Raw genomic sequence first — 26545 nt, forward strand, 5'->3', positions numbered from 1 at the left:
AGCTACACCATTCAATTTGTTTAAGGAGTTGCACTCATCCATGGAACAGTTCAGATTACCCAAAATACCCATGCCGCCTGTTGCTTTGCCACAATCCATTCAGGCCGTGCTCGAAGAAGCAGAACAGAAACTGGCTCACCGACCAAAACTGCTTCAATTATTCAAAAACTGCTTCCCCAACACCATCGAAACAACAACCAAGTTGATGGAGGACGGCACGACTTTTGTTATCACGGGAGATATTCCGGCTTCTTGGCTGCGTGATTCCGTGGAGCAGGTGGTACATTACATTCCGTTTGCAAAAGAAGACGAGGACCTGCAACGCATTATTGGCGGGCTGATCAAACGTCATATCCAATATGTTCACATCGATCCCTATGCCAATGCCTTCAATGAGACGGCGAATGACTGGCACTGGAATACCACGGACGAGACCGAGATGTCGCCTTGGGTGTGGGAACGCAAATTCGAGATTGATTCATTATGTTTTGTTGTACGCCTGGCGTATTTATATTGGAAGGAAACCGAACTGACTGACATTTTCGATTCCAGTTTCAAAGCAGCGATGCGTAAAATCGTGGACCTGTTCAAAGTCGAACAGCATCACATGGAACAATCTCCATATCGCTTCACTCGCAATAACGGTATCCCAACAGATTCCCTGCGCAATCACGGAAAAGGTATGCCAGTCAATTACACAGGAATGATCTGGTCCGGTTTCCGTTCCAGTGATGATGCCTGTGATTTCCACTACAACATTCCAGGCAACATGTTCGCGGTGGTCGCTCTGCGCCAAATGCAGGAGTTTGCCGAGTGGGTGTTCCGGGATATGGAACTTTTGCAGGAATTGAAGGATCTGGAGCAGGACGTGGATCACGGCATTCAGCTGTACGGGATTTATCGTCATCCCGAATTTGGACCAATCTATGCGTACGAGACGGACGGTTATGGCAACCACTGTCTCATGGACGATGCGGGTACACCGGGACTGATGTCCATTCCATATCTGGGTTACGTCACAGCGGATGATCCGATCTACCAGAATACGCGCTGCTTCGCTCTGAGCAAAGAGAACCCGTTCTATTATGAGGGCAAGGTTGCCAAAGGGATCGGTAGCCCGCACACCCCGCCAGATTACATCTGGCATATGGGATTGTCCATGCAAGGACTGACTGCGCAGTCTGCCGAAGAGAAACTGGAGATTATTCGAATGCTCGAAGCGACAGATGCGGATACCGGGTATATGCATGAAGGCTTCCACGCCGATGATCCAACGATTTTTACACGAAAATGGTTTGCATGGTCCAACAGTCTGTTCTCCCAGTTGGTCTATAAATCCATGAAGGATGGCCTGTTATGAGTATCCAGCCTAATGATCAAAAGCTGATTATCTTCGCTGATCCTACGTTTCCGATGGAAGGCGTTATGCCAACTCCACAGGCTCGGAATGCATGGAAAACAGTCGAAGAGATCATCGTTGTAAACGCCGAAGAACTTGCAGAGGCTTTGAAAGCTACAGCTGGTGAAGGATGTCTCGTAAATCTGCATGCACCCTATTTCCCCAAATCCGCTTGGACGGAGATTGTAGCTTATCTGCATCAGGGAGGGAACCTGATCAGTGTTGGTGGTGCGCCTTTCAAACGTCCGGTTCGATATGAGAATGGGGCATGGGTTGTAGAGTCCGAGCAGACCGCGTATCACCAGGAACTCTATATTCATGAGGCGTTGAACGTATCTTCTGCCAATGTGCAATCGTACACGTCATCTGAACAGATACCGCTCCTTGCCGGCAAAGAAGGACTTTTTGAGATTTCAGATACATGGAATCTGGTTCCACATACAACCAAAACAAGTGATCTGCCTCACCAGATGGGTTCATCAGGACCGATGAGTACGCAGATTTACCCATTACTTCGTGGTATAAGCAAGGATGGACGCAGCATCGCCGCTCCGGTCGTTCTGTGGGAAAACTCCCGCGGGACTTTTGTTGGTTCACGCTGGATGTTTGTGCATCTGCCGCTGACCACTTCATTTTGGGCGCAGGATGGCGCTGACGAGATTTTGAAGTGGGCGCAATACTGTGCGCAAGGTGTAACCGAGTTATCCCTGAAAACGAATTATGCTTCGTATGAGTCAGATGAACGGGCTGTACTCACACTTCAAGGCCAGATTTTACAGCGTGCAGGCAACAGACTTACGGAGTCCGAGCTGTGGACATTCGACATAACGGTCGAGCATGAGGATCGCACAAGTGGCATGACGGAGAAGGTATGGAGCCATCAACTGGAGATGGAACTTTCCGGTGAGCAGCGTTTCGAACGCATACTTCTCCCGGTTTCCATTGAAAGTGGGCTGTATCGGATCGTATGCCACGCGCAGGCACCTGACGGGGAAGTTCGGATCTTGCGTCAAGGCTTCTGGGGACAAGATGCAGCACTGCTGGCAGAAGGGGAACTGATTACCCGCAGCAGGGACTATTTTGTAAAAGACGGACGTCCTCTGCCTGTTGTGGGCATGACCTACATGACCTCCGATGTGGCACGGAAATTTTTATTTCTGCCCAATGCGGATGTCTGGGACCGAGACATGGCTCAGATGGCAAAAGCCGGCATCAACTGGATTCGGACGGGAATCTGGACCGCCTATCGCAACATGATGCAGGTGGACGGACATATGGCAGAAGATGTGCTTCGTGCCATTGATGCATTTATTTTAACGGCGAAACGCCACGGCTTGCAGGTCACGTTCACTTTCTTCTCCTTTACACCGGAGACATGGGAAGGCACGAATCCGTATTTGGACCCGCAGAGTGTCGAAGCACAGAAACGTTTCATCCGCAGCATCGTCAGTCGTCACACGCATACAACCCATGTGGACTGGGATCTGATTAACGAGCCATCGATGTTTGATCCGGTGCGTATCTTCTCAGCTGGCCCAAGCTCGGCGAGGGATTCGTATGAACAGCAGGCTTTTATCGCTTGGCTTCAGCAGCGTCATCCGACGATTGAGGCGTTGCAGGAGGCATGGAACATGTCACCGAAGCAGCTTCCGAATTTTGCAGCCGCGGTGATTCCGGAGGCGGAAGAGATTAACTTTGATGTACAGGACATGCACAAGGCCAAAAAAGGAACGCGCTGGCTTGATTATTGTCTCTTTTCCATGGAGATGCACAATGGTTGGGCAAGAGAGCTTGTAGGTACAATCAAGGATCTGGTTCCCGATCATATGGTTACCGTTGGGCAGGACGAAGCGCTTGGTGCACAGCGTCCGTCACCGTTCTTCTATGAACGTGAAGTGGATTATACAACCGTGCATTCCTGGTGGTTAAACGATGATCTGATCTGGGACGGCATTTTCGCTAAAACGCCACATAAACCAAATCTCATTCAGGAGACGGGCATCATGTATGTGGAAACTCCAGATGGGCGAGCCAAACGTACGGAAGAAGAGCTTCGTGGCATTCTCGAACGCAAGTACGCGTATGCTTTCTCGACAGGCGGCGCAGGAGCGGTGCAATGGATCTGGAACACCAACTTCTATATGGATAATGCCAATGAATCTCATATCGGAGCCTTGCGTGCAGATGGTACGGAGAAACCGGAGGCGGATGTATCTTATGATTTTGGCCGATTCATGCATGGCATTCGTGATCTCTTTGAAGACCGTGAGCTGGAGGATATTGCAGTGGTGTTCCCATACTCCAATGACTTCTCTAACCGTGCCCTGGCCTATGATGCCACAACAAAGCTTACTCGCGTAATGTCTTATGATCTAAAACTTCCGTTCCGTGCGTTATCCGAATATCATCTGGAAGCGTTGGAGCAGCAGCCACCGAAACTGATTATCGTGCCGAGCCCACATAATATGGACAGCGATGCACTTCAACAATTGCTCACGTTTGCGGAGAAGGAAGGTACAAGTCTGCTCATCACTGGACCACTGGGGCTGGACGCATACTGGAAAACTAGTGACCGGGCCGATCATATCGTAGGCAAACGCAGTCTGGGTAACGTGCAGCGGGAAGAACTGCTGAATATTAACGGCGTGAATCACCGGGTGACCTATGGACGGCGTCGGATCGCCGAGGTGGCCAAGGAGACGTTGCTTCATGGGGATAAAGGTACAGCAGATGAAGTAACCGTTTTGCCTTTGGGTAAAGGGAAATTAATCTGGACCCCACTGCCAGTGGAGTTAAACGGACGGGATGAACCACTTGCTGAATTGTATCGTTATGCGACTGAAATTTCGGGCATCGAACAGGAGTTGGAATGGATATCTGGCGGAGATATCGCAGGGCTCTATGGCCGGAAGCTGAGTTTTCCAAAAGGAAATCTGTATGTATTTGTATCGGAGTTTGCCTTGGACGATGAAGTTCACGTGAGAGATCAACGTACAGGTGTATCGTACTCGTTCCAATTGGAGAAAAATCGTTCGGTGCTGTTTGCCACGGATGCTTACGGAAAGCTGACTGCGGTGTATCGCCCTGATGAGGTTGAGATTGTACAACAAGACGAAAGAGGTGGGATAACACGATGAACAAGAAAAAGAGAGCACATATTATTTCGCATACCCACTGGGATCGGGAATGGTATTTGCCGTATGAGAAGCATCATATGCGACTCATTCAACTCGTCGATTCACTGTTGGATCAGCTTGATGAGGGATCGGACTACAAAAGCTTTTATTTGGATGGACAAACGATTATCATCGATGACTATCTTCAGGTTCGCCCGGAGCAGAAGGAACGACTGGAGAAACATATCCGCAATGGGCGGATTGTGATCGGACCATGGTATATTTTGCAGGATGCGTTTCTGACGAGCGGAGAAGCCAATGTGCGCAACATGCAGGTTGGACATAAAGACGCCAAACGTTACGGCACCCCTTCGAAAATTGGTTACTTTCCCGATACATTCGGATTGGTCGGACAGGCTCCGCAGCTGATGCAACAATCAGGCATTGATAATGTGTTCTTTGGACGTGGTGTGAAGCCTACGGGATTTAATAATACGGTATCGGATGCCGGATATGAATCAAGTTTCTCGGAGCTGATGTGGGAAGGGCCAGACGGATCGAAAGTGCTCGGCGTATTGTTTGCCAACTGGTACTCCAACGGAAATGAAGTTCCGGTAGACGAGGCTTCGGCTCGCAAGTTCTGGGAAACCAAGCTTGCAGACGCTGAGAAATATGCATCAACGAATGAGTTGTTGTACATGAACGGATGTGACCACCAGCCGATTCAGCGAGACCTGCCAGAAGCGATTCGCATGGCTGAACAATTACATCCCGACATTGAGTTCATTCACTCTAACTTTCCAGAATATCTGGAAGCTTTGAGAGCATCGTCTGAACATGAGTTGTCCACGGTCAAAGGCGAACTGCGCAGCCAGCGTACCGATGGCTGGGGAACTCTGGTGAACACCGCCTCGGCTCGTGTATATCTGAAACAGATGAACCAGCTGGGCCAGACCATGCTGGAAAAAGTGGCCGAACCCCTGGCATCCTACGCTTATTTGCTTGGTCATGCCTATCCACATGATCAACTGACATATGCCTGGAAAACGCTGATGCAGAATCACCCACATGACAGCATCTGTGGATGCAGTGTGGATGAGGTGCACCGCGAGATGGTGACACGGTTTGATAAGAGCCGTCATGTGGCAGAGGCTTTAATTGAAGAGAGTACCAGCCAGATTGCTACAGCTGTCGATACCTCCAACTTTGAGCGTTACGGCGAAAATGCCCGGCCTGTTGTAGTGTTTAATACAACGGGTTGGGAACGAAGCGGTGTGGTTCAGATGGAACTGGACGCGGCTCGATTGTATTTCCGGGATGGATATACATTGAAAGAGATGGCGGCGCAGATGAAAGCCGTTGATCTGTCAGACCGCATACTTGTAGATGAAGAAGGTAACCACATTCCATGTACGGTGGAGGATCTGGGTCTGCAATTCGGCTATGATCTGCCGGATGACCGTTTCCGTCAGCCGTATAGTTGTCGGCGAGTACGTATTCGTTTTGAAACAGAGAATGTAGCTGCATTTGGGCTGAAGACCTTTGCATTGGTTAACTTTAGGGATGCTGCAACGAGTGGTACTCCATTGAAAACGACTTCGCTGTTGCGTGGTGAACGTGGCATGGAGAATCAATATTTGATCGTCACGATTGCAGACAACGGTTCATTCAAAATCACGGATAAACGAACAGGCCGAATTTACAAGGACCTTGGCGTGTACGAAAATGTGGGCGATATCGGTAATGAATATATGTTCAAGCAGCCAGAGAATGAAGTGGCACGGACAACACAAGCGCTTCAGGCTGAGATTCGTGTCCTTGAGGATACATCATATTTGGCCTCGTTCGAAGTGATTCATCATTGGGAAATACCAGAGTTGGCGGATGAGATGCTGGATCAGGAACAACGAGAACTGATTTATTATCCACACCGCAAAGCCCAGCGTTCAGCGAAAATGATCCCACTTCAGATCCGTACAGTTATATCGCTTAGTCGTAGTGGAAAAGGAGTACAAGTGGAAACAACCTTCAACAATCAGGCGAAGGATCACCGGGTACGTGCTCTTTTCCCAACCGATCTGGTATCTGGGGTTCATCATGTGGATTCCATGTTCGAAATCGCAACGCGTGCTAACAAGCCTGCACCGGAGTGGCAAAATCCAAGCAATACACAGCATCAACAGAGTTTTGTGGATGTGAGTGAAAAAGATGCGGGACTGGTCGTGGCCAATCTGGGTCTGAATGAATATGAAGTGCTTCAAGATGGACGTAACACCATCGCCGTAACGCTGCTTCGTGCGGTGGGCGAACTCGGAGACTGGGGTTTGTTCCCGACACCGGAAGCACAATGCCTTGGTGAACATACATTTAAAATCGAGATCATTCCCCACGATGGCAATGGTGCAGCATCAGGTGCATATACCGAGGCCTATCAGTTCCAGGTTCCTTGGACGCTGGCACAGACTGAAGTACACTCGGGTTATCTGACACCTAGCAACACACCGTTTGCATGGCAAGGAGACGGTTTAGCATTTTCTTCACTCAAGGTAAATGAAGATTCCGGCGATGTCATGCTACGCTGGTTCAATATGACCACCGAATCTGCCACGTTGAATCTTGCAACATCACAAGCGAATCCGCAGCCGTTCGAAACGGCATACAAAAGCAACATCCTGGAGGAAGAGGGCGAAAGGCTTCATGCCCGCAGCATAGAAGAGGCGTCGACATTATCATTTGCCAGCAAGGAATGGAACATACAGACAGGTTCATGCGAGATCGTTACTGTCGGCTTGCGCCGCTGATAAAAGTTGTTTAAAGAGTCGAAAAACAGACTTTTGAACACACGCTAAAAGGTACAGGACTGCAAGCGTACTATAAACTAGGCATTACGTACGGTAGCGGTAGGGTTACGCTATTTACCAGATCTATTAGTTGAGTTATTGGTTGTTTTTCTATAGAATGAACAGTAGAATTGCAAATGATCGAAAGTTTCTATGCCATCAAGATGGTCATGGGTTCACTTCATTGTTCATTCTATATTGAAACATTAAGGGGGCTTGAAGCCATGGAATCCTTGGGAGGACTGCTTCAGCAGCTGAACCCTTCCTTTCGTGAGCAGTCGCGGCGAATTATGGCGGATTTGTTGGAAGACCCGTATGTGCGTGAGTTCCGCGCAGGTCATCCTGAACTGAAAGATGCACAGCTCATGCCCGATCTGAGCAAGCTGTTTCAATATGCCAAAGATTCGAAGAACTGCGCGAATTGTCCGGGACTCGACAACTGTCCCAACGATTTTCAGGGTCATTTTTGCAAACTGGAAGTAGAGAACTTCAACGGTAAACCCGAAATTATAGATATTAAAGCGCCTTGCTCGAAGCAGATTGCCCGGCAAAATGAACATATCATCAAACAGCGGATTCGCAGTTTCTATGTGGATGAGCGTGCCCTCAGCACGGGGTATAATGATGTGGAAATTATGGGCAAAGATCGCATGCGTGCACCAGCGGTGAACCGGGTACTCCGTTACATTAGCGAGACCAAAGCCAACGGACTTTCAACGCAAGGGCTATATCTGGAAGGTTCGTTTGGAACCGGCAAAACGTTTCTGATGTGTTATCTGCTGCATGAACTTGCAGTTGCAGGTCATACGGGTGTTATCATTTATATGCCTGACTTTGTGGAGGATCTGAAATCCATGATCAGTGAAGGGCAGAAGCTCAAGGAAATGACGGATGTTCTGAAGAGTTGTGATTTGCTCATCTTTGATGATATTGGAGCTGAGAACCTGAACCCGTGGGTGAGGGATCATGTGATGGGCTCAATTCTCAATTATCGAATGAATCGCAAGCCGACGTTCTATACGTCTAATTACAACCTGGAAGGGCTTGAGAAACACTTGAGCTTTACCAATCGGGATGGCGAGGAAATGAACAAAGGCCAACGTCTGATGGATCGGATTCGTCCATTTGTGGATGTTATTCAGGTTCGGGGCGAGAATCAGCGTGGCAAGGACTGATTTTGTGGAAAAGTCGAGTTGTTATCATGCTCAAGAGGGTTATCGCGTCAGCACCTGAGTCAGTGTGATTTACGTTAAATACACAGATATGCCAAGAAAAGCCCTGGCTTTCGCAATATGCGAAAACCGGGCTTTTCTGGTCTGTGGAAGTCTGAATGATCTTGAACATCCTATTCGGTCAGGAATTTGAAAATTACCATCCCAAAGAAGATGACAGTCATCAGGCCGCCCATGCCGACAACACCCATAATCAGATCGAAGAGGTCGTTGCGTGGCTCCTCGTTCACATGTTCACGTGGGTCGGTCATCCGAATGTTAGCGTCCATCGTATTGCCTCCTTTGAGGATTGATAGCTTGGCCTGCAAGCAGGGCTACAATCCGGAGTAATTTTAGTATACTTGGAAAAGAAAGCGTTTGTAAAGATTTTGCAGATGACCTGCTGCACCTGTAATTGTGAAGATTTCATGTTGGGAAGATGAACATTAGCTGTTCATTTCACAAGTTTAACGCACATGTGTTATACTGGAAGTGTCGTTCACGACGTTACAGGTTAAAATAAAACCGTAAGTATATATAAGGAGGACAATTTCATGGCTATTGTTAACGTATCCGATCAATCCTTTAACACGGAAGTCGAAGGAGAAGGAACGGTTCTGGTAGATTTCTGGGCGCCTTGGTGTGGTCCTTGCAAAATGCTCGCTCCAATTCTGGAAGAACTGTCCACAGAAGTTGGCGATTCCGTAAAAATTGCTAAAGTAAATGTGGATGAGAATCCAGAATCTGCTTCCCGTTTCGGCGTAATGAGTATTCCAACACTGATCTTCTTCAAAGACGGTCAACCAGTTGATAAAGTGGTTGGTTTGAACTCCAAAGAAGCTCTCAAAGGAATCATCGAAAAACATCAATAAACTTCAAGCCAAAACATTACTAAGTGCAGGCTGACACATCGCCTCCGGTTTACATGCCGGGGGCGTTTTGCGTCGAAAAGCTTGATACAGGACAATATAAGTAATGTATTATGATATAAGATATCTACGAAAGATTTTAAAATGAAACTGGAAATTTACATGATTAACGGAGAGGACAGAAATGAACAGGAGAAGCGAAGCGTTCGCCTTTATCACCGGATTTTCCCCTTTGGAAAGGGATCAGAAAAATCTGGGGATAACAGCGATCAAAGGTTCATTCTGTCATCGGAGTGTAACATGTAAGGTGAAGGCTTCAATTTTTCGGAAAGGAGGACTCACCGAATTATGGATCCATTTATGCAGGAGTTAAATGAACAGGAGAAGGCACTGGAGCAGATCCGCCACAAGCTCGCACTGCTTCCAGACATGCCGGGCTGTTATCTGATGAAAAACAGTGAAGGTACCATTATTTACGTTGGTAAAGCCAAAGTGCTGAAAAACCGTGTGCGCTCTTATTTTATTGGCAGTCATAATGGAAAGACACAACGTCTGGTAGCGGATATTCGAGATTTTGAATACATCGTGACAGGCAGCAATATGGAAGCACTCATTCTGGAGTGTAACCTGATCAAAAAACATATGCCCCGTTACAACGTATTGCTCAAAGATGATAAAACATTTCCTTATCTTAAAATAACGAATGAAAAACATCCGCGGCTCGAAGTGACCCGCCGTGTGCTGAAAGATAAAGCCAAATACTTCGGGCCTTACCCGAATTCGTATGCGGCACACCAAACCAAAAAATTGCTGGATCGGATGTATCCGCTCCGCAAATGCGGCGTAATGCCGAAGGAAGTATGCCTGTATTACCACATGGGTCAATGCCTTGCTCCTTGTGTAAAGGAAGTAGGCAAAGAGCAGTATGACGAGATTTCCCAAGAAATCGGATCATTTCTGAGCGGTGGGCATGAGGAGATCAAGAAGGACTTGCAGCGCAAAATGCAGGAAGCGGCCGAAGATTTGTATTTTGAACGAGCCAAAGAACTGCGTGATCAGGTGATTGCGATTGATGCGATCATGGAAAAACAGAAAATTACGATGGCGGATGCCAGAGACCGTGACGTCTTTGGATTTGCGATTGATAAAGGCTGGATGTGTGTCCAGATTCTATATATGCGTCAGGGGAAAATGATTGAACGCCATGTGTCCACTTTTCCGTTTTACGGTGAGGCCTACAGTGATTTCATGTCTTATGTAACACAATATTACAGTGACAATCCAGCTTTGCCACAGGAGATTTTGTTGCCGGAGATGCCAAAAGAGTTGATCTCTGGAGAGGATGCTATCGATTCAGGATCCGAGCCACTTGTGGCTGAGACGCGTACAACTTATGGCACGGATACAAATGAGGTAGAAAATAACGATTCAGCCGATCTGCTGGAGACATCAAACGCCAAGCTGCCATCCGAGCTGGAGGAACCGTCCCAGATGGCTGCCTCTCTTCAAGAGTGGCTGGAGATCAAAGTCCATATTCCGCAACGCGGATTAAAACGCCAGATGATTACGATGGCACTCGACAATGCACGGGTGGCATTGGAGGAGAAGTTCCGTCTCATCGAGCGTAATGAAGAGCGGACTTCCAAAGCATCCGAGGGATTGGGACGCTGGATCGGTCTGGATCAGCTGCGCCGGATCGAAGCATTTGATAACTCGAACATTCAGGGTACGAATCCGGTATCTGCCATGATTGTGTTTACCGACGGTAAACCCGACAAGAAGGAATACCGCAAATATAAAGTGCGTTCTGTGGAAGGGCCGGACGATTATGAAACGATGCGAGAAGTCATCCGCCGTCGTTATGAGCGGGTGCTTAAGGAAAACCTGACCCAGCCTGACTTGATCGTGGTCGATGGTGGTAAAGGGCAGATTTCGGCTGCTGTGGATGTGCTTGAAAACGAGCTGGGGTTATTCATTCCGGTTTGTGGATTGGTCAAGGATGCCAAACACAAAACATCACAGCTGATGATTGGCAATCCACCAGAGGTGATTTCCCTGCCGCGGGATAGCCAGGAGTTTTATCTGCTGCAGCGGATTCAGGAAGAGGTTCACCGATTTGCGATCTCGTTTCACCGTGAGCAACGCGGTAAATCGATGGTTACGTCTCGGCTGGATTCCATTCCAGGCATCGGAGAGAAACGGCGCAAGCTGCTGTTGAAGCATTTTGGCTCTTTACGCAAAATAAAAGAGGCCAGCGTCGAAGACTTCCGGCCTCTATCTATTGGAGATAAACTAGCAACTCAGATTATTGCAGCACTTCGTGATGAGGAGTCGTGACATACGGCTTCTCTTTTTGTTTTGGATTGAAACGGTAGACTACATATCCAACAATAGCCGGCAAAACAATCCAGAAAATTCCGGCACCCATATTCAGTGCATCTCCCATGAAAATCAAGCTGAGTCCCATCAGCAGGCTGTCGAAGATGACATGTGCGAAAACAACAGCAATGAAGCCGTGACGGAGCATGATCAGGCTGAATAACAGTCCGATGACGGTTAGCTCGATCGGGCGAGTAATGACCGGATAGATCGGATACAGCGTGTGTCCAAGCGCCCAGATAAGTGTAGGGATCAGGCAGGCGATAAACGTGTTACGCACGACCTTTTGCATCATGCGAATACCAAACAGTCGATATACCGCCTCTTCGCCAATACCAGCCATCCAGGCCATGATCGGGAAGATCCATGCATACGTCATGTTATACGTCGATTGATCTGCGGAGGTTGTGGACCATGTGCCAATGCTGCGTTCCAGAATAAAGAACAGAACGGATTGCACACCTAGCAGAATGAAGGCCCACAGATAACCGGTAAACATACTGTGCAGCACATATTTGCCGTAACCTGGCTCCTTGGCACGTGGCCATGGATTAAATCCGATTTTACGCCACATACCGTCGCCTGCTACAAGTGACAGATATATGGTGACACTCATCACAATTGTAATCCCTGCTTGAATGAGCATGAGAAACACTAACATGAAGCTGGAAAGTCCCTGTGCCTTAAAGAGAGGTAACATGTTCAGTGTACCAATCATGGAAGCAGCGAAGTATACCAGTGATAACACCAAGCCTCGTTTAAACGAAGTGTTTGCACGAGCGAGAATGCTGTAGATGATGGCAAGAACCCCGAGGACAAATGTCAGAAAGGCGTAACCACCGTAAGTTAACCAATTGGCCAATTGGGTCTGGTTTTTAACATAATCCGTGTGAGATTTCGGTACGGAGAACCCCGGATCGAACGAACGAATAGCTCCATTTTCAAAAGTGAAATTCAATTCTAGCTTGGAGTTGCCAATCGTTTTACTTGCATCCGTGTACTTCAGACCCGGCTCGCCATCCCGTGTATCCAGTTGAAGCTTGGGAGCGTCAAAGCCAAATTCTTTTAATACACCAGCCGCCAGTTTTTCTTTCTCGTTCAAAGGCATGTGTCCTTCCGCAAGCGACTCTGAAGTGCTCTGGATGCCCTGCTCTTGTTGAGTTTCAACGGCCGTATAGAGCGAGGAAGGCTGTACACGTTTGAAAGCGACCACTTTTCCTGTTTTCATATGTACGTCAACGTTAAGGTAACCGCCCTTGTCCTGATCAAACAAGCGAACGCGGTACACATCGTAAGGATAGGCTGCTTCCCACTTCTGATTGTACGTGCTAAGCTGTTTTGTCTTCGCCATGTATCCGTAAATATCGGAATGGGTCTGATAGGTTACAAGAGGTTTACTGTCGCTGCTCGGAAGTGTGTAGTCATCAACAGAAGCTGCAAATGAACGTGCAGACTGAATCGCTTTTTCCTTGCTAATGAAGGATGTTGACGAGATTTCTGTCGTTTGTGATGAGGTTGCAGGTAAGATCTGAAAGACAAAAAATAAAATCAGGCCGATCACCGCAAGCAACCCCAAACGTTTGAAGTTAGCCTTAAGCTGTAAAGGCTGCCCTAAGGGATTCATGAAATGGTGTTCCTCCTTTATTCAACTACATATTAAGTAAAGATAGCACAGGGCATGTACCCATTGCCAATGACATCACGAAAACAGGTGTAAATCTTTGAAAATGAATGAAAATGATCAAAAAAAACGGATACAGCTTTCCGGACATGAACTTTTTTCCCTTTTTGCACGAATTCGATGTTATTTACACAAAAATCGTTTTGTCTGTAATCGCCACAGCGCTTATAATTTTGAAGCAAATATGCAAAAATCCGCATGCCTCAAGTCTAACAAGGGAACGAATAGAACGTAGAACGAACTGAATTATAGGGAGAACGAACTGAATTATAGAACGTACAGAGTTATTAAAATGAACAAGATGTATATTAACTCCAATTATATGTTGCTTTTTTATGATTGATACATGGGCTCCACAGGGTGGAGTTATTTTCTTTTTAGCAGAGGTGGATGATACAGAAGTGAAAGCGAATGTTCAATGGATGCGATTATCGCCGCCACGTATTCTGGTATTGGGGTTTGCCAGCATTATTATGCTGGGTACACTACTGCTCATGCTTCCAGTATCCAGCCGCGGCGGTGAAAGTCTGGTTTTTATCGATGCTCTCTTCACGGCGACGTCAGCTGTCTGTGTGACAGGACTGGTTGTTGTGGATACGGGAACCTATTTTTCAGTATTCGGTCAGGTGATTATTGCTATTCTGATACAGATCGGCGGTCTCGGCTTTATGACGATGTCTACGCTGGTTGCGATTGCCTTCAAACGAAAAATATCGCTCAAGGAGCGATTGATTTTGCAGGAAGCGATGAATCAGAGCACGATGGAAGGCATCGTGAGGCTGATTCGCAAGGTTGTGATCTACTCGCTAATTTTGGAAGGGATCTGCGGCACCTTGTTTGCTTTGCGCTGGTCGTTTGATATGCCCATTGGGCAGGCGATGTATTATGGGTACTGGCATGCGATCTCGATGTTTAACAATGCCGGTTTTGATATGTTTGGTAATTTTCGCAGTCTGACCGGGTATGTCTATGATCCGCTTGTCAATTTTACCGCGATGTTTCTGATCGTTTCGGGAGGGATTGGTTTTGTTGTGCTGTCCGATCTGGTGGATTATCATAAAACAAAGAAGCTGTCGCTGCATTCCAAAGTTGTGCTACTGATGACCGCTTTGTTGATTGTGTTTGGCGCACTGGTCATCTTTGTGTTTGAGTTCAGCAACCCGCGGACACTGGGCGGCCTGAATTGGGGCGGTAAAATACTCGGTTCGTTCTTCCAGTCGGTAACACCACGTACAGCCGGGGCCAACACAGTAGATATTGCTGGACTGCGGCAGGCCACACAATTTTTCATGATAATATTAATGTTTATCGGCGCTTCGCCAGGTTCAACAGGAGGCGGCATCAAAACAACGACATTCCTGATTATGGCCGGAGCGGTCATTGCCATGATGCGTGGACGGGAGGATATCGTCTTTTTCCGGTATCGGCTTGTGCAGGAACGGATCTTCAAGGCGCTTACAATTACGCTGCTGGCGCTGTTATTCATTATTACAGTTACGATGGTGCTGAGTACAACAGAGGACAGTACTTTTTTAATGATTTTATTTGAAACGACATCCGCCTTTGGCACCGTAGGACTTTCACTTGGTTTGACGCTGAAGCTGACCACGTTTGGCAAATTAATGATTTGTTTTACGATGTTTGCAGGACGGCTTGGGCCGATCACGTTGGCATATGCATTGGGGCAGAAAAACAAAAAAGAGCTGTATAGGTATCCGGAAGGTAAAATGATTATTGGTTAGTCATTATTTGGATAGAGGGGTTCGTGAGGGACAATGAAAAAACAGCAGTTTGCGGTGATTGGACTTGGCCGGTTCGGCTCTAGTCTGGCACAGGAATTAATGGAACTAGGCTATGAGGTGCTTGGTATCGATAAAAATGAAGAACTCGTCGAAGACATGAGTGATCTGGTCACTCACGCTGTAGTGGCAGATGCTACGGATGAGGAAGTGCTGCGCTCCCTGGGCATTCGTAATTTTGACTGCGGCATCGTTGCGATTGGCGACGATATCCAGACGAGTATCCTCACCGCCATCCTGCTCAAAGAGCTGGGTGTCAAAACGGTTGTGGCTAAAGCCATCTCCGTTCTTCATGGCCGGGCACTCGACAAGCTGGGTATTGACCGCGTCGTATACCCTGAACGGGATATGGGCATTCGGGTCGCTCACCAATTAGTTACACCAAACCTGCTGGATTACATCGAATTATCCAATGATTACAGCATAGTTGAGATGAAGGTACCTGCTTGTCTGCACAATAAAACACTCTCTACCCTCAATGCACGCGTACGCTTCAATTGCAGCATCGTTGCGCTGCAAAAAGAAGCCGGGGTCATTATTGCCCCGACGGCGATGGATTCCCTGCAAATGGGGGATATCATGGTCATTATTGGTAATAATAATGATATTGACCGTTTTGAAGAAGAAGTTATTAGTCAAGAGAGCTAAGCAGATAAAGTTATTTTGATAATCAACTGGTGATGTGGATGACCCTCTTCATCAGTTTGTCTCAATAATCGGATAAGCTGCGCCATCTTCATGAAATCAAGGCGTTGTTGTCCTCCTTGAGGGCAATGGCGCCTTTGCTGTAAAAAATGCAGCCGTCTCCCTGACCCATTGTCTGGAGGTTTCGCTGAGGTTTTCCTTTTCCCCATAGATCATGCAGGTTGTTCTTCGAGTCTGTTTCAATTGGGGTAAATGTACCGCAACGAGATCATTATCTGCCAGCAGCTGCGGGCGAAGATAGGATTTGGGAAGCAGGGCAGCAGCTTTGCAGGTCGGCAACAGGCGGATAATTGCTTCGAAGGAATCGATCTCCATACGAATGTCAGGCATCACTGTACAGCGTTGGAACAGATCATCTGTCAGTTTTCGGTACCATGTTCCTTTGGAGAACGTAATCATCGGCAGATCCTGCAAATGCTCCATCCCGGCTTCTTTGTCAGCAAGAGGGTGCGTAAGCGGCACAACCAGTTCAAGGTGATCATCAAACAGAGGCACACAATTGAGCCCTGTTTCGCTAATGGACGAGGCGACAATGCCCACATCGGCTTTTTTATCACGTACAAAAGAAACGATCTCATGTGTCTTGCCTGTTAACAGCTTCAATTCAGCATGAGGATGTTTCTCCATAAAGGCGTTGACGAGTGGAGGCAGGGTGGTCTGGAGTGTCGTCAGGCTGGCTCCGAGTGTAATAATACTCTGTTTCTCATCCTTATATTGAGACAGCATGGTGAGAAATTTCTGCTGCTGCTGTTTTTGCTCGACGGCGAAGGTGTAAGCAAGTTGACCTACGTTCGTTAATTCTAGCCGCTTACCGCGGCGGTGAAAGAGGGACACGCCCAGTTCCCCCTCCAGCTTGGCAATTTTGCGTGAGAGTGCCGGCTGGGACAGATTCAGTAATTTGGATGCGCGGTTCAGGCTGGATTGTTCTACAACCGCTGCAAATGCGTTTAATTCTTCGAACATGAACACGACCCTCTTTTCTTATGTATGTGATTCTTGCCCTTGATTAATCGTTTGCCCTATTGTATGGCCTTTTGACCGGATATTATAAGATTGTATGACCTACAAACCCGTTGTTTCAAAGCTTATACCTATAGGTTATAACATTTAATAATTATATTGCAATTCCCTTATAAGAAAAAAAGGAGTAACATGAATCGTGACACAAGTTGTTCACACCTGATGAAAACGGAACAATTTGTCTAACCTTTTCATGGAAAAGTGTTCGAGTCGTGATAAGGTATGAGTATTAACATTTATGAAAACGTTGTATTTAGCGAAAGGGGATCGACATTTTATGAAAGGGTTTTACTCCAGAAAGCTGCACTCCTTGCTTGGCGTCATTCCGCTCAGTCTGTTTTTTGTTGAGCACTTGGTGACGAACTTCACGGCAGTTGAAGGCGGCAAAGAAGCTTTTTACGGTGCCGTTGCATTTCTGAACGGTTTGCCTCTTGTTATTGTTATTGAGGCGCTCCTCATCTGGCTGCCACTGTTCTATCATGGTGTATACGGTTTGTATATCGCTTATCAGGCCAAACCTAATGTTGGACGTTATGGCAATGAGCGCAACTGGCGTTATACCTTGCAACGGGTCAGCGGGATCATCACCTTTGTTTTCGTGATCTGGCATGTATGGGAGACGCGTGTACAAATTGCTTTGGGTAATGTAACACATGAAGAGATTGGCGGCGTCATCCATAATGCTGTGACGAATCCGATAACCTTTGCAATATACATGGTCAGCGTGGTTGCGGCGTCATATCACTTTGCCAACGGCTTGTGGTCGTTCCTTGTTAGCTGGGGTATCACAGTTGGTCCGCGTGCGCAGCGTGTATCCTCTTACGTATGTATGAGCATGTTTGTTATTATTTCCATTTTGTTTATCGCTTCATTGTTTGCTTTCCGGAACGTTGATTTCCAGACAGCTACTTCAATGATCGACAGCGTAAAATCAGTTCTGGTCTAAGCTTGTTGAATATTGTTTGTAATCTTGAATTTATTGAATTAAGGCATACTTATAAGGGAGTGAACTAGCAATGGCATCATCGAATGTAATTATTGTGGGCGGCGGTCTCGCGGGATTGATGGCGGCGATCAAATCGGCTGAAGCCGGAGTCCATGTTCATTTATTTTCACTGGTTCCTGTTAAAAGATCCCACTCCGTATGTGCCCAGGGCGGTATCAACGGTGCGGTAAATACCAAAGGGGAAGGAGACTCCCCATGGGTTCACTTTGACGATACGGTTTACGGCGGAGACTTCCTCGCTAACCAACCGCCAGTTAAAGCGATGTGCGAAGCAGCACCTGGCATCATCCACCTGATGGACCGGATGGGCGTTATGTTTAACCGGACACCGGAAGGTTTGCTCGATTTCCGCCGTTTCGGTGGAACGAAGCATCACCGTACAGCGTTTGCAGGTGCAACGACAGGTCAACAGCTGTTGTATGCATTGGATGAGCAAGTACGCCGCTGGGAAGCAGCGGGTCTCGTGACCAAGTATGAGAACTGGGAGTTCCTGCAAGCAGTTATTGACGATGAAGGTGTATGTCGCGGTATTGTGGCACAGGATCTGAAAACGATGAAGGTACAGACGTTCCCAGCCGAAGCCGTTATTCTGGCGAGCGGTGGTCCAGGTATCATTTTCGGTAAAACAACAAACTCCGTTATTAACACAGGTACTGCTGCAAGTGCGGTATATCAGCAAGGCGTGAATTATGCTAACGGCGAATTTATTCAGATTCACCCGACAGCCATTCCAGGAGATGACAAGCTGCGTCTGATGTCCGAATCTGCGCGTGGTGAAGGTGGACGGATCTGGACTTACAAAGACGGAAAACCTTGGTATTTCCTTGAGGAAAAATATCCTTCTTACGGTAACCTTGTTCCGCGTGATATCGCAACACGTGAAATCTTCAGCGTCTGCGTAGATATGGGACTTGGTGTGAACGGTGAGAACATGGTATATCTCGACCTCTCTCACAAAGATCCGAAGGAATTGGATGTTAAACTGGGCGGAATTATTGAAATCTATGAGAAATTCATGGGTGACGATCCACGTAAAATTCCGATGAAAATCTTCCCGGCAGTCCACTATTCCATGGGCGGAATGTGGGTAGATTATAACCAAATGACCAACATTCCAGGGTTGTTCGCAGCTGGCGAATGTGAATACCAATATCATGGTGCAAACCGTTTGGGTGCAAACTCACTCGTATCCGCAATCTATGGTGGTATGGTAGCTGGACCGAAAGCAGCTGAATATATCAAAGGACTTAAGAAATCATCTGCTGATATTTCTTCTTCTGTATTCGACGGTTACACCAAGCGCCAAACCGACAAATACGAAGGCATCTTGAAAATGCAAGGTACGGAAAATGCTTATGTGATTCACAAAGAGCTGGGCGAGTGGATGACAGCTAACATGACCGTGGTTCGTTACAACGATAAACTTGAAGCGACTATTGGCAAAATCAAAGAATTGAAAGAGCGTTATGGCAAAATCAACATGTACGACAACTCCGGCTGGAACAATCCGGGTGCGGCATTTACTCGCCAGTTGTGGAACATGCTTGAGCTTGCTGAAGCGATGACACTCGGGGCATTGCTGCGTAACGAGAGCCGCGGAGCGCACTACAAACCGGAGTTTACAGAGCGTAACGATGAAGAGTTCCTGAAAACGACCATCGCGAGCTGGTCGAAGGAAGGTCCACAAATCTCGTACGAGCCAATCGACGTATCCCTGATTCCACCACGTATCCGGGACTACTCGAAAGACTAACCTGATGAGGGAGCAATGGGTGATCCACAGTGCATTCTGTAACCGGAGCGCCCACCCGAGCACTCAAAAAGCCGCTTTGTGCACCTTCATTAAATTCAAGGAAGCCCAGCATTAGCGGGCTTCCAAAAACTTAAAGCAATCCAGATGAATGGATTGCATCTCCAGCAAAGCAGCAGCAGGAGGTGCACTGTCGTAGCGGAGGGAGTGGAAATGCCCGAAAGAAGCGAAGCGTTCGCGTTTATCATCGAATTTTCACCCTAGTAAGGGTGGAACCAAAAAATTCGAGGATAATGGCGATCCAAAGGGCATTCCACGACCGAAGCGTCCACCCGAGCACCCAACCAACCGCTTTGCGCACCAGCAATACAATCATCGTCACCAGAGGAGGGGACAACGATATGACGGAACAAGCAACAGTGAGTAAAACCGTCAAGTTTATTATCACCCGTCAAGACAGCCCGGAGTCATCTTCGTACACCGAAGAGTTTGAACTTCCGTACCGTCCGAACATGAACGTGATCAGTGCCCTTATGGAGATTCAGAGAAATCCGGTTAATCAGGAGGGCAAGTCAATTGCTCCGGTATGCTGGGAATCCAACTGTCTTGAAGAAGTGTGCGGCGCATGTTCCATGGTTATTAACGGCAAGCCGCGTCAAGCGTGTGCGGCGCTGATCGATAAGCTTGAACAGCCGGTTCGTATCGAACCGATGAAAACATTCCCGGTTGTACGTGACCTCGTCATTGATCGTACACGGATGTTTAACGCTCTAAAACGTGTTAAAGCCTGGATTCCAATCGATGGCACTTATGATCTCGGTCCTGGACCTCGGATGCCTGAGAAGAAACGTCAGTGGGCTTATGAGCTGTCCAAGTGTATGACTTGTGGCGTATGTCTCGAAGCTTGTCCGAACGTTAACGAAAAGACCGATTTTATTGGTCCCGCAGCGTTATCCCAGGTACGTCTGTTCAATGCTCACCCTACAGGTGAGATGAACGCAGACGAGCGTCTGGAAGCGTTGATGGAAGATGGCGGTATTGAAGGATGCGGAAACTCACAGAACTGTGTGCGTTCATGTCCAAAAGGTATTCCACTTACGACGTCCATTGCAGAGATGAATAAACAAACCACCAAGCACATGTTCAAACGTTGGCTGGGTGTATAAAAGTTCTAATGTAGAAGCAGAGGTCCACCCTGCTTCTTGAAGAAGTCGTGAACCCGTGTAGCATTATCCGGGGCACGGCTTCTTTTGTCTTCAACCGAAGGAAGCGGGCAACCTATGCAGAATATGATATACTACAGGGATGGATATGGCTTATAACAACTTTTAAGAAACACGATCCGAGGAGGGGAAAGATGGGAAAAGCACCTCGTTTAAACAACGGTAATCTGCCGTCCCGGGACCTGAACAGGCCCAACGGATCCAATGAACCTCTTTTTCCTGGAGAAGAAAAGGATCACGACCCTTCTCGTCGAATGTTCCAATTACGAAAAAATGTCATGACCTTGGTAGCCAGTGTGCTGACGTTGGGATACGCGCTGTGGGAGCCAAAGCGTTTACAGATCAATCACATGGATCTCAAGCTCCCTTCATTTCCTGAATCATTTGATGGATTGCGTATTGTTCATTTCAGTGATGCACACCTTGGTTTTCATACAGGTCTGAACGAGTTGAGTAAACTGGCAGCACAAATCGAGGAGCAACAGCCGGATCTCATCTGTTTTACCGGAGATATCGTTGAGAGACAAGCGGAGCCAATGCGTGAGTGTGTGCCGGTGCTAGCCTCAATGGCGGCAAGATACGGAAAATTTGCTGTTTTGGGGAATCATGACTATCGAGGACGACAGCAACAGGACGTCCGGGACATGTTTCATGAAGCCGGTTTTACGTTACTGTGTAACCAACATGTCATTATAGAACAAGGACGCGAGAAGATCGCAGTAGTAGGCCTGGATGATGCGTTAACAGGTAAGCCAGACCCGGAAGAAGCCGTTACAGGGTTGGATGAGAGCATATGGAAATTGCTTCTGATGCATGAACCGGATTATGCTGATTATGCCGTTCCATATGGATTTGGGCTGCAGCTTTCAGGTCACAGCCATGGTGGTCAGGTTCGTTTTCCCTGGTTCGGAGCTATGACAACTCCGCGGGGATCGCGCAAATATATCCAGGGATTACATTACACCACTCAGAGCCAGATGCCGGTGTACGTGAATCGGGGGTTTGGTATGACGCAGCTACCTATTCGTTTTCTATGCAGACCTGAACTGACCGTGCTTCACTTGAGCCGGGATGATGTGAGCGAACGTTAAGGCTTAATAAACATGAATGGAGGTTAACCCGATGGAACGAATAGCGATTGTATCCGACATTCATGGCAACATGACTGCCTGGGAAGCCGTGATGAAAGATATTCAGCATCGCGGCTTGAGCAGAATCTTTTGTCTGGGTGACCTTGTAGGTAAGGGGCCACAGCCAGCTGAAGTGGTGGATCAGGTCAGAGCAGTGTGTGAAGTGGTCATTCGCGGTAACTGGGATGAACTTGTCGCTGTGAACCAAGATGTACGTGATTTCACATGGCAAGCTGAGCGGCTGGGAGCCGAGCGAGTGGCTTATTTGGCGAGTCTACCTTTCAGTCATGAATTTAAATTAAGTGGACGCATGGTTCGATTGGTTCATGCTTCACCCCAAAGTGTCTACCATCGAGTGCAGCCATGGGATGAGATGGATAAGCGACTGGCGATGTTTAATTCTCCAACGGACGATTCAGAGGCTGGTGCAGCTGATGTCGTGGGTTATGGTGATGTGCATAATGCATTCCTGCAATATCTGGATGGAAAAATGCTGTTTAATACAGGGAGCATAGGCAATCCGCTTGATCTTCCGCAAGCCTCATATTGTATTCTCGAAGGGGAATATGGCGAGGATAACCAGAAGCCGTTTAACCTTCAGTTTGTTCGGGTTCCTTACGATATTGAACATGAGGTACAGATCGCACAGAAAGCAGAAGTTCCGGCACTCGATGCTTATGTTCGTGAGATACGTTCAGGCATCTATCGCGGATTACAGGAGTAAATATGCATCGTGACAGAATAAGGTTGAAACAATAACGGATATACTATAATTTATGTCACGAGATCATTTGTATAATGCCGGATCATCTTCAGAGCATGCTTGTCTTACCGGACTAAAACCCGTTAGACAAAGGAGTGATTGTCATGCTTAACCGAGAGATGTTAATCCAAGGCCTGCCAGCCTTATGGACAGAACGTCTTGTACTTCGGTCATTACGTCAGGGTGACTATATGACTTTATCTGAACTATTATCCGATCCTCAAGTGATTCGATATGTCAATCGAGGGAGCCAGCCTCCACCTATTCGGGCGAGGAAACTGCTTAATCAGATCCGGAGCAGCAGTGCCAAGCTGGATTCGTTGCATTACGGAATCTGTTGGAAAGGGAGGGAGCAAGTGATCGGCATTACCTCTTTTCAGCACTGGAACGATCAAAAAGGGACTGCGCAGATCGGTTATATCCTGGACAAGTCGTGCTGGGGAAAAGGCGTGGCGACTGAGGCTGTTCACCGTCTGCTGACATTTGGATTCGACGAACTTCATCTATGGCGCGTAGAAGCACGATGTTATGAGGCCAATGCTTCCTCCGAGCGGGTACTCCTTAAAATGGGCATGACATATGAGCGCAATCTCCCATCCTATGGCCTGAATGATGGAGAGAATCAAGCGTCTGAATGTTCCATGGATGTTAAGGTATATGGTATGTATCGAGAACAGTTTCAGCATTGAAACGAACTTCAATCTTTTGTTACACAATTGAAATATTGCTGCAATTGAACTCTAACAGACAAGGGGTAAACTTATCTCATGACCCCCTTTTTGATAATAGATAATGCAGTTGGAACCCGCGATGAGCGGGTTCATTTTTTTGTTTAGACATATAGCGCTAGTCTATTTAGTTACTGAATAAAACAAGAAAAGATCCTCACGCATATTTATGCTACGTGGGGATCTTTTCTTTTCGCCAGCTTTTATAGCGGCACAATCTGCATTTGCTTTTGCTTGAAATATACCCAATCCGTGAAACCAATTTCCCGCAGACGTGTGCGTACATCGTCAAGCTCATCCGCTACCCGGCCGGGGATATGAGCATCCGAACCGAAGGTGACTTTTACACCGTAATGATTGGCACGTTCCAGAATGGCATCGGACGGATACCAGCCGCCGCTAAGCTTGGTTTTGCCTGAAGTGTTGATTTCAATCGCAACGTTGGCATCAGCTATCACCTGCAGAGCTTCATCAATCGCATGGTCTGCAATAATTTCGGAGAATGGCGGATAATTGCCTTTCATGGCATCGATATGTCCAAGAATCTGGAACATGCCGCTGCGGGCCGATTGCGCGATCAATGCGTAGTAGCCTTCTTTCACTTCAATTTTACGAGCAGTGCTTAGTCCGTTCCAGCGGGTCTTGTTGAAAATGCTCACATCCTCTGTGTGATGGACGGAACCGATAATATAGTCAAAAGGATACTGCTCCAGCGTTGTCCGGTACAATTCAGCATGAGGCGGAAAGTAGTCGGATTCGATCCCGAGCAGAACATCAATTTTGCCAGCATATTCTTCTTTTAACGCGAGCACTTCAGCTACATAATGTTGAAATTCAGATTTACCCATCGCAATTCGTGGATGCGCCTGCTCCAGTTCACTGCCAAAGTAAGGGGTGTGATCCGAGATTCCGATAGCCTGAAGTCCTGCCTCAATGCCTGCTTCAACGTAATCCCTGATGTTACCGTCCGCATGACCGCAGCGGAAATGATGCGTGTGAAGATCAAATTTCATATGGAATCCCTACCCTTTCTCGTAATTTGTTGTTCAGCTGTCATTCCGAGCTGATAAATTGTGTTTCCGGCATGCCCTTGAGATCACTCAGGAATTGATGCATTGCCGAGTTAAGATAACGACTGGATTTATAGATCACCCCTACAGGATGACTGACCTCCAGTTCACTTAAAGGTATCATTCGTAATGTGCCTTGCCGCAGTTCATGTGCTACAGATTGTTTAGAGATAATAGCAGCACCGAGATCAATCTCTACCATCCGTTTGACTTCTTCACTGCTCGACAGCTCCATGACCACATTGGGGTCGATATTGTATTTTTTGAAAACAGCTTCTGTAAACCTGCGTCCGACCGTATCCGGGGACAAGAGAATCAGAGGTGTGCTTCGCAGCACATCAACCGCAGCATGTTTTTTCTTCGCCAGCGGGTGAGAGGGAGATACAACAAGTTCGAAGGTATCATAGTACAGCACCGACGTACTGAGATTAGGATTCCGTTCGGTCAGATATCCGATTCCAATGTCCACGAGACCATTCTCGACCTGTGTATAGATCTGAGAGGAAGGCAGAGATTGAATGCTTGTTTTGATGAGTGGGAATTGATCTTGGAAGTAAGAGAGCACTCTTGGCAAAATCTGAATCGCTATTGATGTTGTTGTTCCAAGCACAATGCGTCCTTGCGGTGTTTCATCCAGATCAGACAGCTTCTGTTTCAGCTCATCCACAATATCTAGCATCCGCTCAGCATGTTCCAGAAAAACCTGGCCGCGATCTGTGAGGGTTACCGGCTGGTTCCGATCGACAAGCACTGTGTTGAATTCGTCCTCCAGGCTTTTGATCTGGGCCGAGACAGCCGGCTGGGTCAAGTTAAGGAGTTCTCCCGCTTTGCGGAAACTCATCGTTTTGGAAATAGTAATCAGCGTTTCCAGTTGGCTGATGTTCATATACGGCCTCCTTGCGGCAAAATATCCTCTGTATGATGTCGTGTGTCATGCAGCGAATTCCGTGACGGGTTATGTTTCTCTTATCTTAAATTATAGGGGATTACGGAGATCAGAGCAATGAAGGGCATACATCTATCTGAAAGTAGGCTAACGGACTAATAAATGGAGTAAATGTGAAGAGGGCTATAAATTAAAATTTTAACTATATACAAAACCGGTATAAAAGTCCTACTCTCTTTTTGCGGCTTGAACGAAGGTATAATATTTCTTTCCAAGAAGTAAAAAGCGACAAAAACAGCTATAAACATTTGCTATTCGAATGACGATAAATTATAGTACACAAGGTTTAATGAATTCTTAATGAATTCTCGTACGTGATAAAGTATAATAAATTTAACGAATATGGGACTTTTGGTATGTGACCAATAACCCAGTTTGAGGAGGGCATACACAGTGAAAGCGGAAGTAATTAACCCATTCCTGGAATCGGCACGCAACGTATTTGAACAGCTCATCCAGGTTTCGCCTTCCACCGGGAATCTTGGCGTGAAGAATGTAGAGTACATTGCTGACCATGTCTGGATTGTGATTGGAATGACGGGGCAGTTGAGCGGAAATATTGTTTTTGGTATACAAGAAACGGTTGCTTTGAAAATTGTTTCAGCCATGATGGGTGGTTTTGTCATCACCGAGATGGACGATATGAGTAAAAGTGCGATCTCCGAGTTGGGTAATATGATCAGTGGTAATGCAAGTACAATTTTGTCCAACCAAGGCGTTGTGGTGGATATTACTCCTCCTCAAGTCATGCAGTCCGAAATTTTATCCACATTTACCGCAACGAAAGCACTCAGCATTCCTTTGTTGATGGATGGGATTGGACAGATGGATATTCAGGTGATGATCTCGTAAAATAGAAGCATAGGCCTACATCAGGCCCAATGTGTTTTATTACGGGAGGATATCAACC

General features: G+C 47.1%; 20 protein-coding genes. 15 read left to right on the forward strand and 5 right to left on the reverse strand.

Features of this window, described 5'->3' with window-relative positions; translation table 11 throughout:
* The first annotated feature begins 40 nt into the window (after positions 1–40).
* From ACR8BL_RS22230 to dnaI, 4 genes are all read left to right on the forward strand, one after another.
* Positions 41–1360 (forward strand): glycoside hydrolase family 125 protein, encoded by a 1320-nt coding sequence (locus ACR8BL_RS22230; RefSeq protein ID WP_434749559.1) that lies wholly within the window; start codon positions 41–43, stop codon positions 1358–1360.
* Entirely contained in the window at positions 1357–4536 is a 3180-nt protein-coding gene (locus ACR8BL_RS22235) for a beta-galactosidase (protein WP_434749560.1), read from the forward strand. Before ACR8BL_RS22230 ends, ACR8BL_RS22235 begins: the two co-directional genes overlap by 4 nt.
* The gene (locus ACR8BL_RS22240; RefSeq protein WP_434749561.1) at positions 4533–7316 is read left to right on the forward strand and encodes an alpha-mannosidase; all 2784 of its coding nucleotides are present in this window, start codon (positions 4533–4535) and stop codon (positions 7314–7316) included. The genes ACR8BL_RS22235 and ACR8BL_RS22240 overlap by 4 nt, the downstream gene beginning before the upstream one ends.
* A gap of 263 nt (positions 7317–7579) precedes the next feature.
* Positions 7580–8530, forward strand: a complete 951-nt coding sequence (gene dnaI, locus ACR8BL_RS22245; protein WP_434749562.1) for a primosomal protein DnaI — start codon at positions 7580–7582, stop codon at positions 8528–8530.
* A gap of 170 nt (positions 8531–8700) precedes the next feature.
* Here dnaI and ACR8BL_RS22250 read toward each other — a convergent pair whose 3' ends face one another.
* A complete protein-coding gene (locus tag ACR8BL_RS22250; protein ID WP_110897381.1) occupies positions 8701–8856 on the reverse strand; it encodes a YqzM family protein in 156 nt (51 codons plus the stop codon).
* A 264-nt stretch (positions 8857–9120) separates the two neighbouring features.
* Between ACR8BL_RS22250 and trxA the strand changes: the two genes are divergently transcribed.
* Positions 9121–9438 carry a thioredoxin gene (gene trxA / locus ACR8BL_RS22255; RefSeq protein WP_090919457.1) on the forward strand — a complete coding sequence of 106 codons (318 nt, stop codon included), beginning with the start codon at positions 9121–9123 and terminating at the stop codon, positions 9436–9438.
* 345 nt (positions 9439–9783) lie between these two features.
* Positions 9784–11772 carry an excinuclease ABC subunit UvrC gene (gene uvrC, locus ACR8BL_RS22260; protein WP_434749563.1) on the forward strand — a complete coding sequence of 663 codons (1989 nt, stop codon included), beginning with the start codon at positions 9784–9786 and terminating at the stop codon, positions 11770–11772.
* Here the strand turns inward: uvrC and ACR8BL_RS22265 are convergent.
* Positions 11741–13438 (reverse strand): CPBP family intramembrane glutamic endopeptidase, encoded by a 1698-nt coding sequence (locus tag ACR8BL_RS22265; protein WP_434749564.1) that lies wholly within the window; start codon positions 13436–13438, stop codon positions 11741–11743. The genes uvrC and ACR8BL_RS22265 overlap by 32 nt on opposite strands.
* Before the next feature lie 479 nt (positions 13439–13917).
* Here ACR8BL_RS22265 and ACR8BL_RS22270 point away from each other — a divergent pair, with 479 nt between their 5' ends.
* Entirely contained in the window at positions 13918–15237 is a 1320-nt protein-coding gene (locus ACR8BL_RS22270; RefSeq protein ID WP_434753211.1) for a TrkH family potassium uptake protein, read from the forward strand.
* A 33-nt stretch (positions 15238–15270) separates the two neighbouring features.
* On the forward strand, positions 15271–15942 hold the full coding sequence (locus ACR8BL_RS22275; RefSeq protein WP_342552671.1) for a potassium channel family protein: 672 nt from the start codon (positions 15271–15273) through the stop codon (positions 15940–15942).
* Between the two features lie 96 nt (positions 15943–16038).
* On the opposite strand, the gene ACR8BL_RS22280 is transcribed toward ACR8BL_RS22275, so the two are convergent.
* Complete coding sequence (locus tag ACR8BL_RS22280; RefSeq protein WP_434749565.1) at positions 16039–16962, reverse strand: LysR family transcriptional regulator; 924 nt, start codon at positions 16960–16962, stop codon at positions 16039–16041.
* A 334-nt stretch (positions 16963–17296) separates the two neighbouring features.
* On the opposite strand from ACR8BL_RS22280, the gene ACR8BL_RS22285 reads away from it, so the two are divergent.
* The 6 genes from ACR8BL_RS22285 to ACR8BL_RS22310 all read left to right on the forward strand — a co-directional run bounded on the left by ACR8BL_RS22285 (position 17297) and on the right by ACR8BL_RS22310 (position 23580).
* Positions 17297–17965, forward strand: a complete 669-nt coding sequence (locus ACR8BL_RS22285; RefSeq protein ID WP_434749566.1) for a succinate dehydrogenase cytochrome b558 subunit — start codon at positions 17297–17299, stop codon at positions 17963–17965.
* Between the two features lie 70 nt (positions 17966–18035).
* Entirely contained in the window at positions 18036–19778 is a 1743-nt protein-coding gene (gene sdhA, locus ACR8BL_RS22290) for a succinate dehydrogenase flavoprotein subunit (RefSeq protein ID WP_434749567.1), read from the forward strand.
* A 398-nt stretch (positions 19779–20176) separates the two neighbouring features.
* Positions 20177–20941: a succinate dehydrogenase iron-sulfur subunit gene (sdhB, locus tag ACR8BL_RS22295; RefSeq protein WP_434749568.1), complete on the forward strand. Its 765-nt coding sequence runs from the start codon at positions 20177–20179 to the stop codon at positions 20939–20941.
* 191 nt (positions 20942–21132) lie between these two features.
* Positions 21133–22089, forward strand: coding sequence for a metallophosphoesterase (locus ACR8BL_RS22300; RefSeq protein WP_434749569.1), 957 nt, complete (start codon positions 21133–21135; stop codon positions 22087–22089).
* A 31-nt stretch (positions 22090–22120) separates the two neighbouring features.
* Positions 22121–22852: a metallophosphoesterase family protein gene (locus ACR8BL_RS22305; protein WP_434749570.1), complete on the forward strand. Its 732-nt coding sequence runs from the start codon at positions 22121–22123 to the stop codon at positions 22850–22852.
* A 143-nt stretch (positions 22853–22995) separates the two neighbouring features.
* Entirely contained in the window at positions 22996–23580 is a 585-nt protein-coding gene (locus ACR8BL_RS22310) for a GNAT family N-acetyltransferase (protein WP_434749571.1), read from the forward strand.
* A gap of 242 nt (positions 23581–23822) precedes the next feature.
* Here ACR8BL_RS22310 and ACR8BL_RS22315 read toward each other — a convergent pair whose 3' ends face one another.
* Positions 23823–24632, reverse strand: a complete 810-nt coding sequence (locus ACR8BL_RS22315) for a histidinol-phosphatase (protein WP_434749572.1) — start codon at positions 24630–24632, stop codon at positions 23823–23825.
* A 40-nt stretch (positions 24633–24672) separates the two neighbouring features.
* A complete protein-coding gene (locus ACR8BL_RS22320; protein WP_434749573.1) occupies positions 24673–25575 on the reverse strand; it encodes a LysR family transcriptional regulator in 903 nt (300 codons plus the stop codon).
* Positions 25576–26028: 453 nt separating this feature from the next.
* Between ACR8BL_RS22320 and ACR8BL_RS22325 the strand changes: the two genes are divergently transcribed.
* Entirely contained in the window at positions 26029–26487 is a 459-nt protein-coding gene (locus ACR8BL_RS22325) for a chemotaxis protein CheX (RefSeq protein WP_434749574.1), read from the forward strand.
* Positions 26488–26545 lie beyond the last annotated feature (58 nt).

This window comes from Paenibacillus amylolyticus, assembly GCF_051136285.1.
GTDB classification, from domain to species: Bacteria; Bacillota; Bacilli; order Paenibacillales; family Paenibacillaceae; genus Paenibacillus; species Paenibacillus amylolyticus_F.

Excerpts from the sequence above, each read along its gene's own strand:
- dnaI (WP_434749562.1), top strand. The coding sequence starts at position 7,580 with ATGGAATCCTTGGGAGGACTGCTTCAGCAGCTGAACCCTTCCTTTCGT.
- ACR8BL_RS22270 (WP_434753211.1), top strand. The coding sequence starts at position 13,918 with ATGCGATTATCGCCGCCACGTATTCTGGTATTGGGGTTTGCCAGCATT.
- uvrC (WP_434749563.1), top strand. The coding sequence starts at position 9,784 with ATGGATCCATTTATGCAGGAGTTAAATGAACAGGAGAAGGCACTGGAG.
- ACR8BL_RS22305 (WP_434749570.1), top strand. The coding sequence starts at position 22,121 with ATGGAACGAATAGCGATTGTATCCGACATTCATGGCAACATGACTGCC.
- sdhB (WP_434749568.1), top strand. The coding sequence starts at position 20,177 with ATGACGGAACAAGCAACAGTGAGTAAAACCGTCAAGTTTATTATCACC.
- ACR8BL_RS22320 (WP_434749573.1), bottom strand. The coding sequence starts at position 25,575 with ATGAACATCAGCCAACTGGAAACGCTGATTACTATTTCCAAAACGATG.
- sdhA (WP_434749567.1), top strand. The coding sequence starts at position 18,036 with ATGGCATCATCGAATGTAATTATTGTGGGCGGCGGTCTCGCGGGATTG.
- ACR8BL_RS22285 (WP_434749566.1), top strand. The coding sequence starts at position 17,297 with ATGAAAGGGTTTTACTCCAGAAAGCTGCACTCCTTGCTTGGCGTCATT.
- ACR8BL_RS22265 (WP_434749564.1), bottom strand. The coding sequence starts at position 13,438 with ATGAATCCCTTAGGGCAGCCTTTACAGCTTAAGGCTAACTTCAAACGT.
- ACR8BL_RS22300 (WP_434749569.1), top strand. The coding sequence starts at position 21,133 with ATGGGAAAAGCACCTCGTTTAAACAACGGTAATCTGCCGTCCCGGGAC.
- ACR8BL_RS22230 (WP_434749559.1), top strand. The coding sequence starts at position 41 with ATGGAACAGTTCAGATTACCCAAAATACCCATGCCGCCTGTTGCTTTG.
- ACR8BL_RS22315 (WP_434749572.1), bottom strand. The coding sequence starts at position 24,632 with ATGAAATTTGATCTTCACACGCATCATTTCCGCTGCGGTCATGCGGAC.
- trxA (WP_090919457.1), top strand. The coding sequence starts at position 9,121 with ATGGCTATTGTTAACGTATCCGATCAATCCTTTAACACGGAAGTCGAA.
- ACR8BL_RS22280 (WP_434749565.1), bottom strand. The coding sequence starts at position 16,962 with ATGTTCGAAGAATTAAACGCATTTGCAGCGGTTGTAGAACAATCCAGC.
- ACR8BL_RS22235 (WP_434749560.1), top strand. The coding sequence starts at position 1,357 with ATGAGTATCCAGCCTAATGATCAAAAGCTGATTATCTTCGCTGATCCT.
- ACR8BL_RS22250 (WP_110897381.1), bottom strand. The coding sequence starts at position 8,856 with ATGGACGCTAACATTCGGATGACCGACCCACGTGAACATGTGAACGAG.
- ACR8BL_RS22310 (WP_434749571.1), top strand. The coding sequence starts at position 22,996 with ATGCTTAACCGAGAGATGTTAATCCAAGGCCTGCCAGCCTTATGGACA.
- ACR8BL_RS22240 (WP_434749561.1), top strand. The coding sequence starts at position 4,533 with ATGAACAAGAAAAAGAGAGCACATATTATTTCGCATACCCACTGGGAT.
- ACR8BL_RS22275 (WP_342552671.1), top strand. The coding sequence starts at position 15,271 with ATGAAAAAACAGCAGTTTGCGGTGATTGGACTTGGCCGGTTCGGCTCT.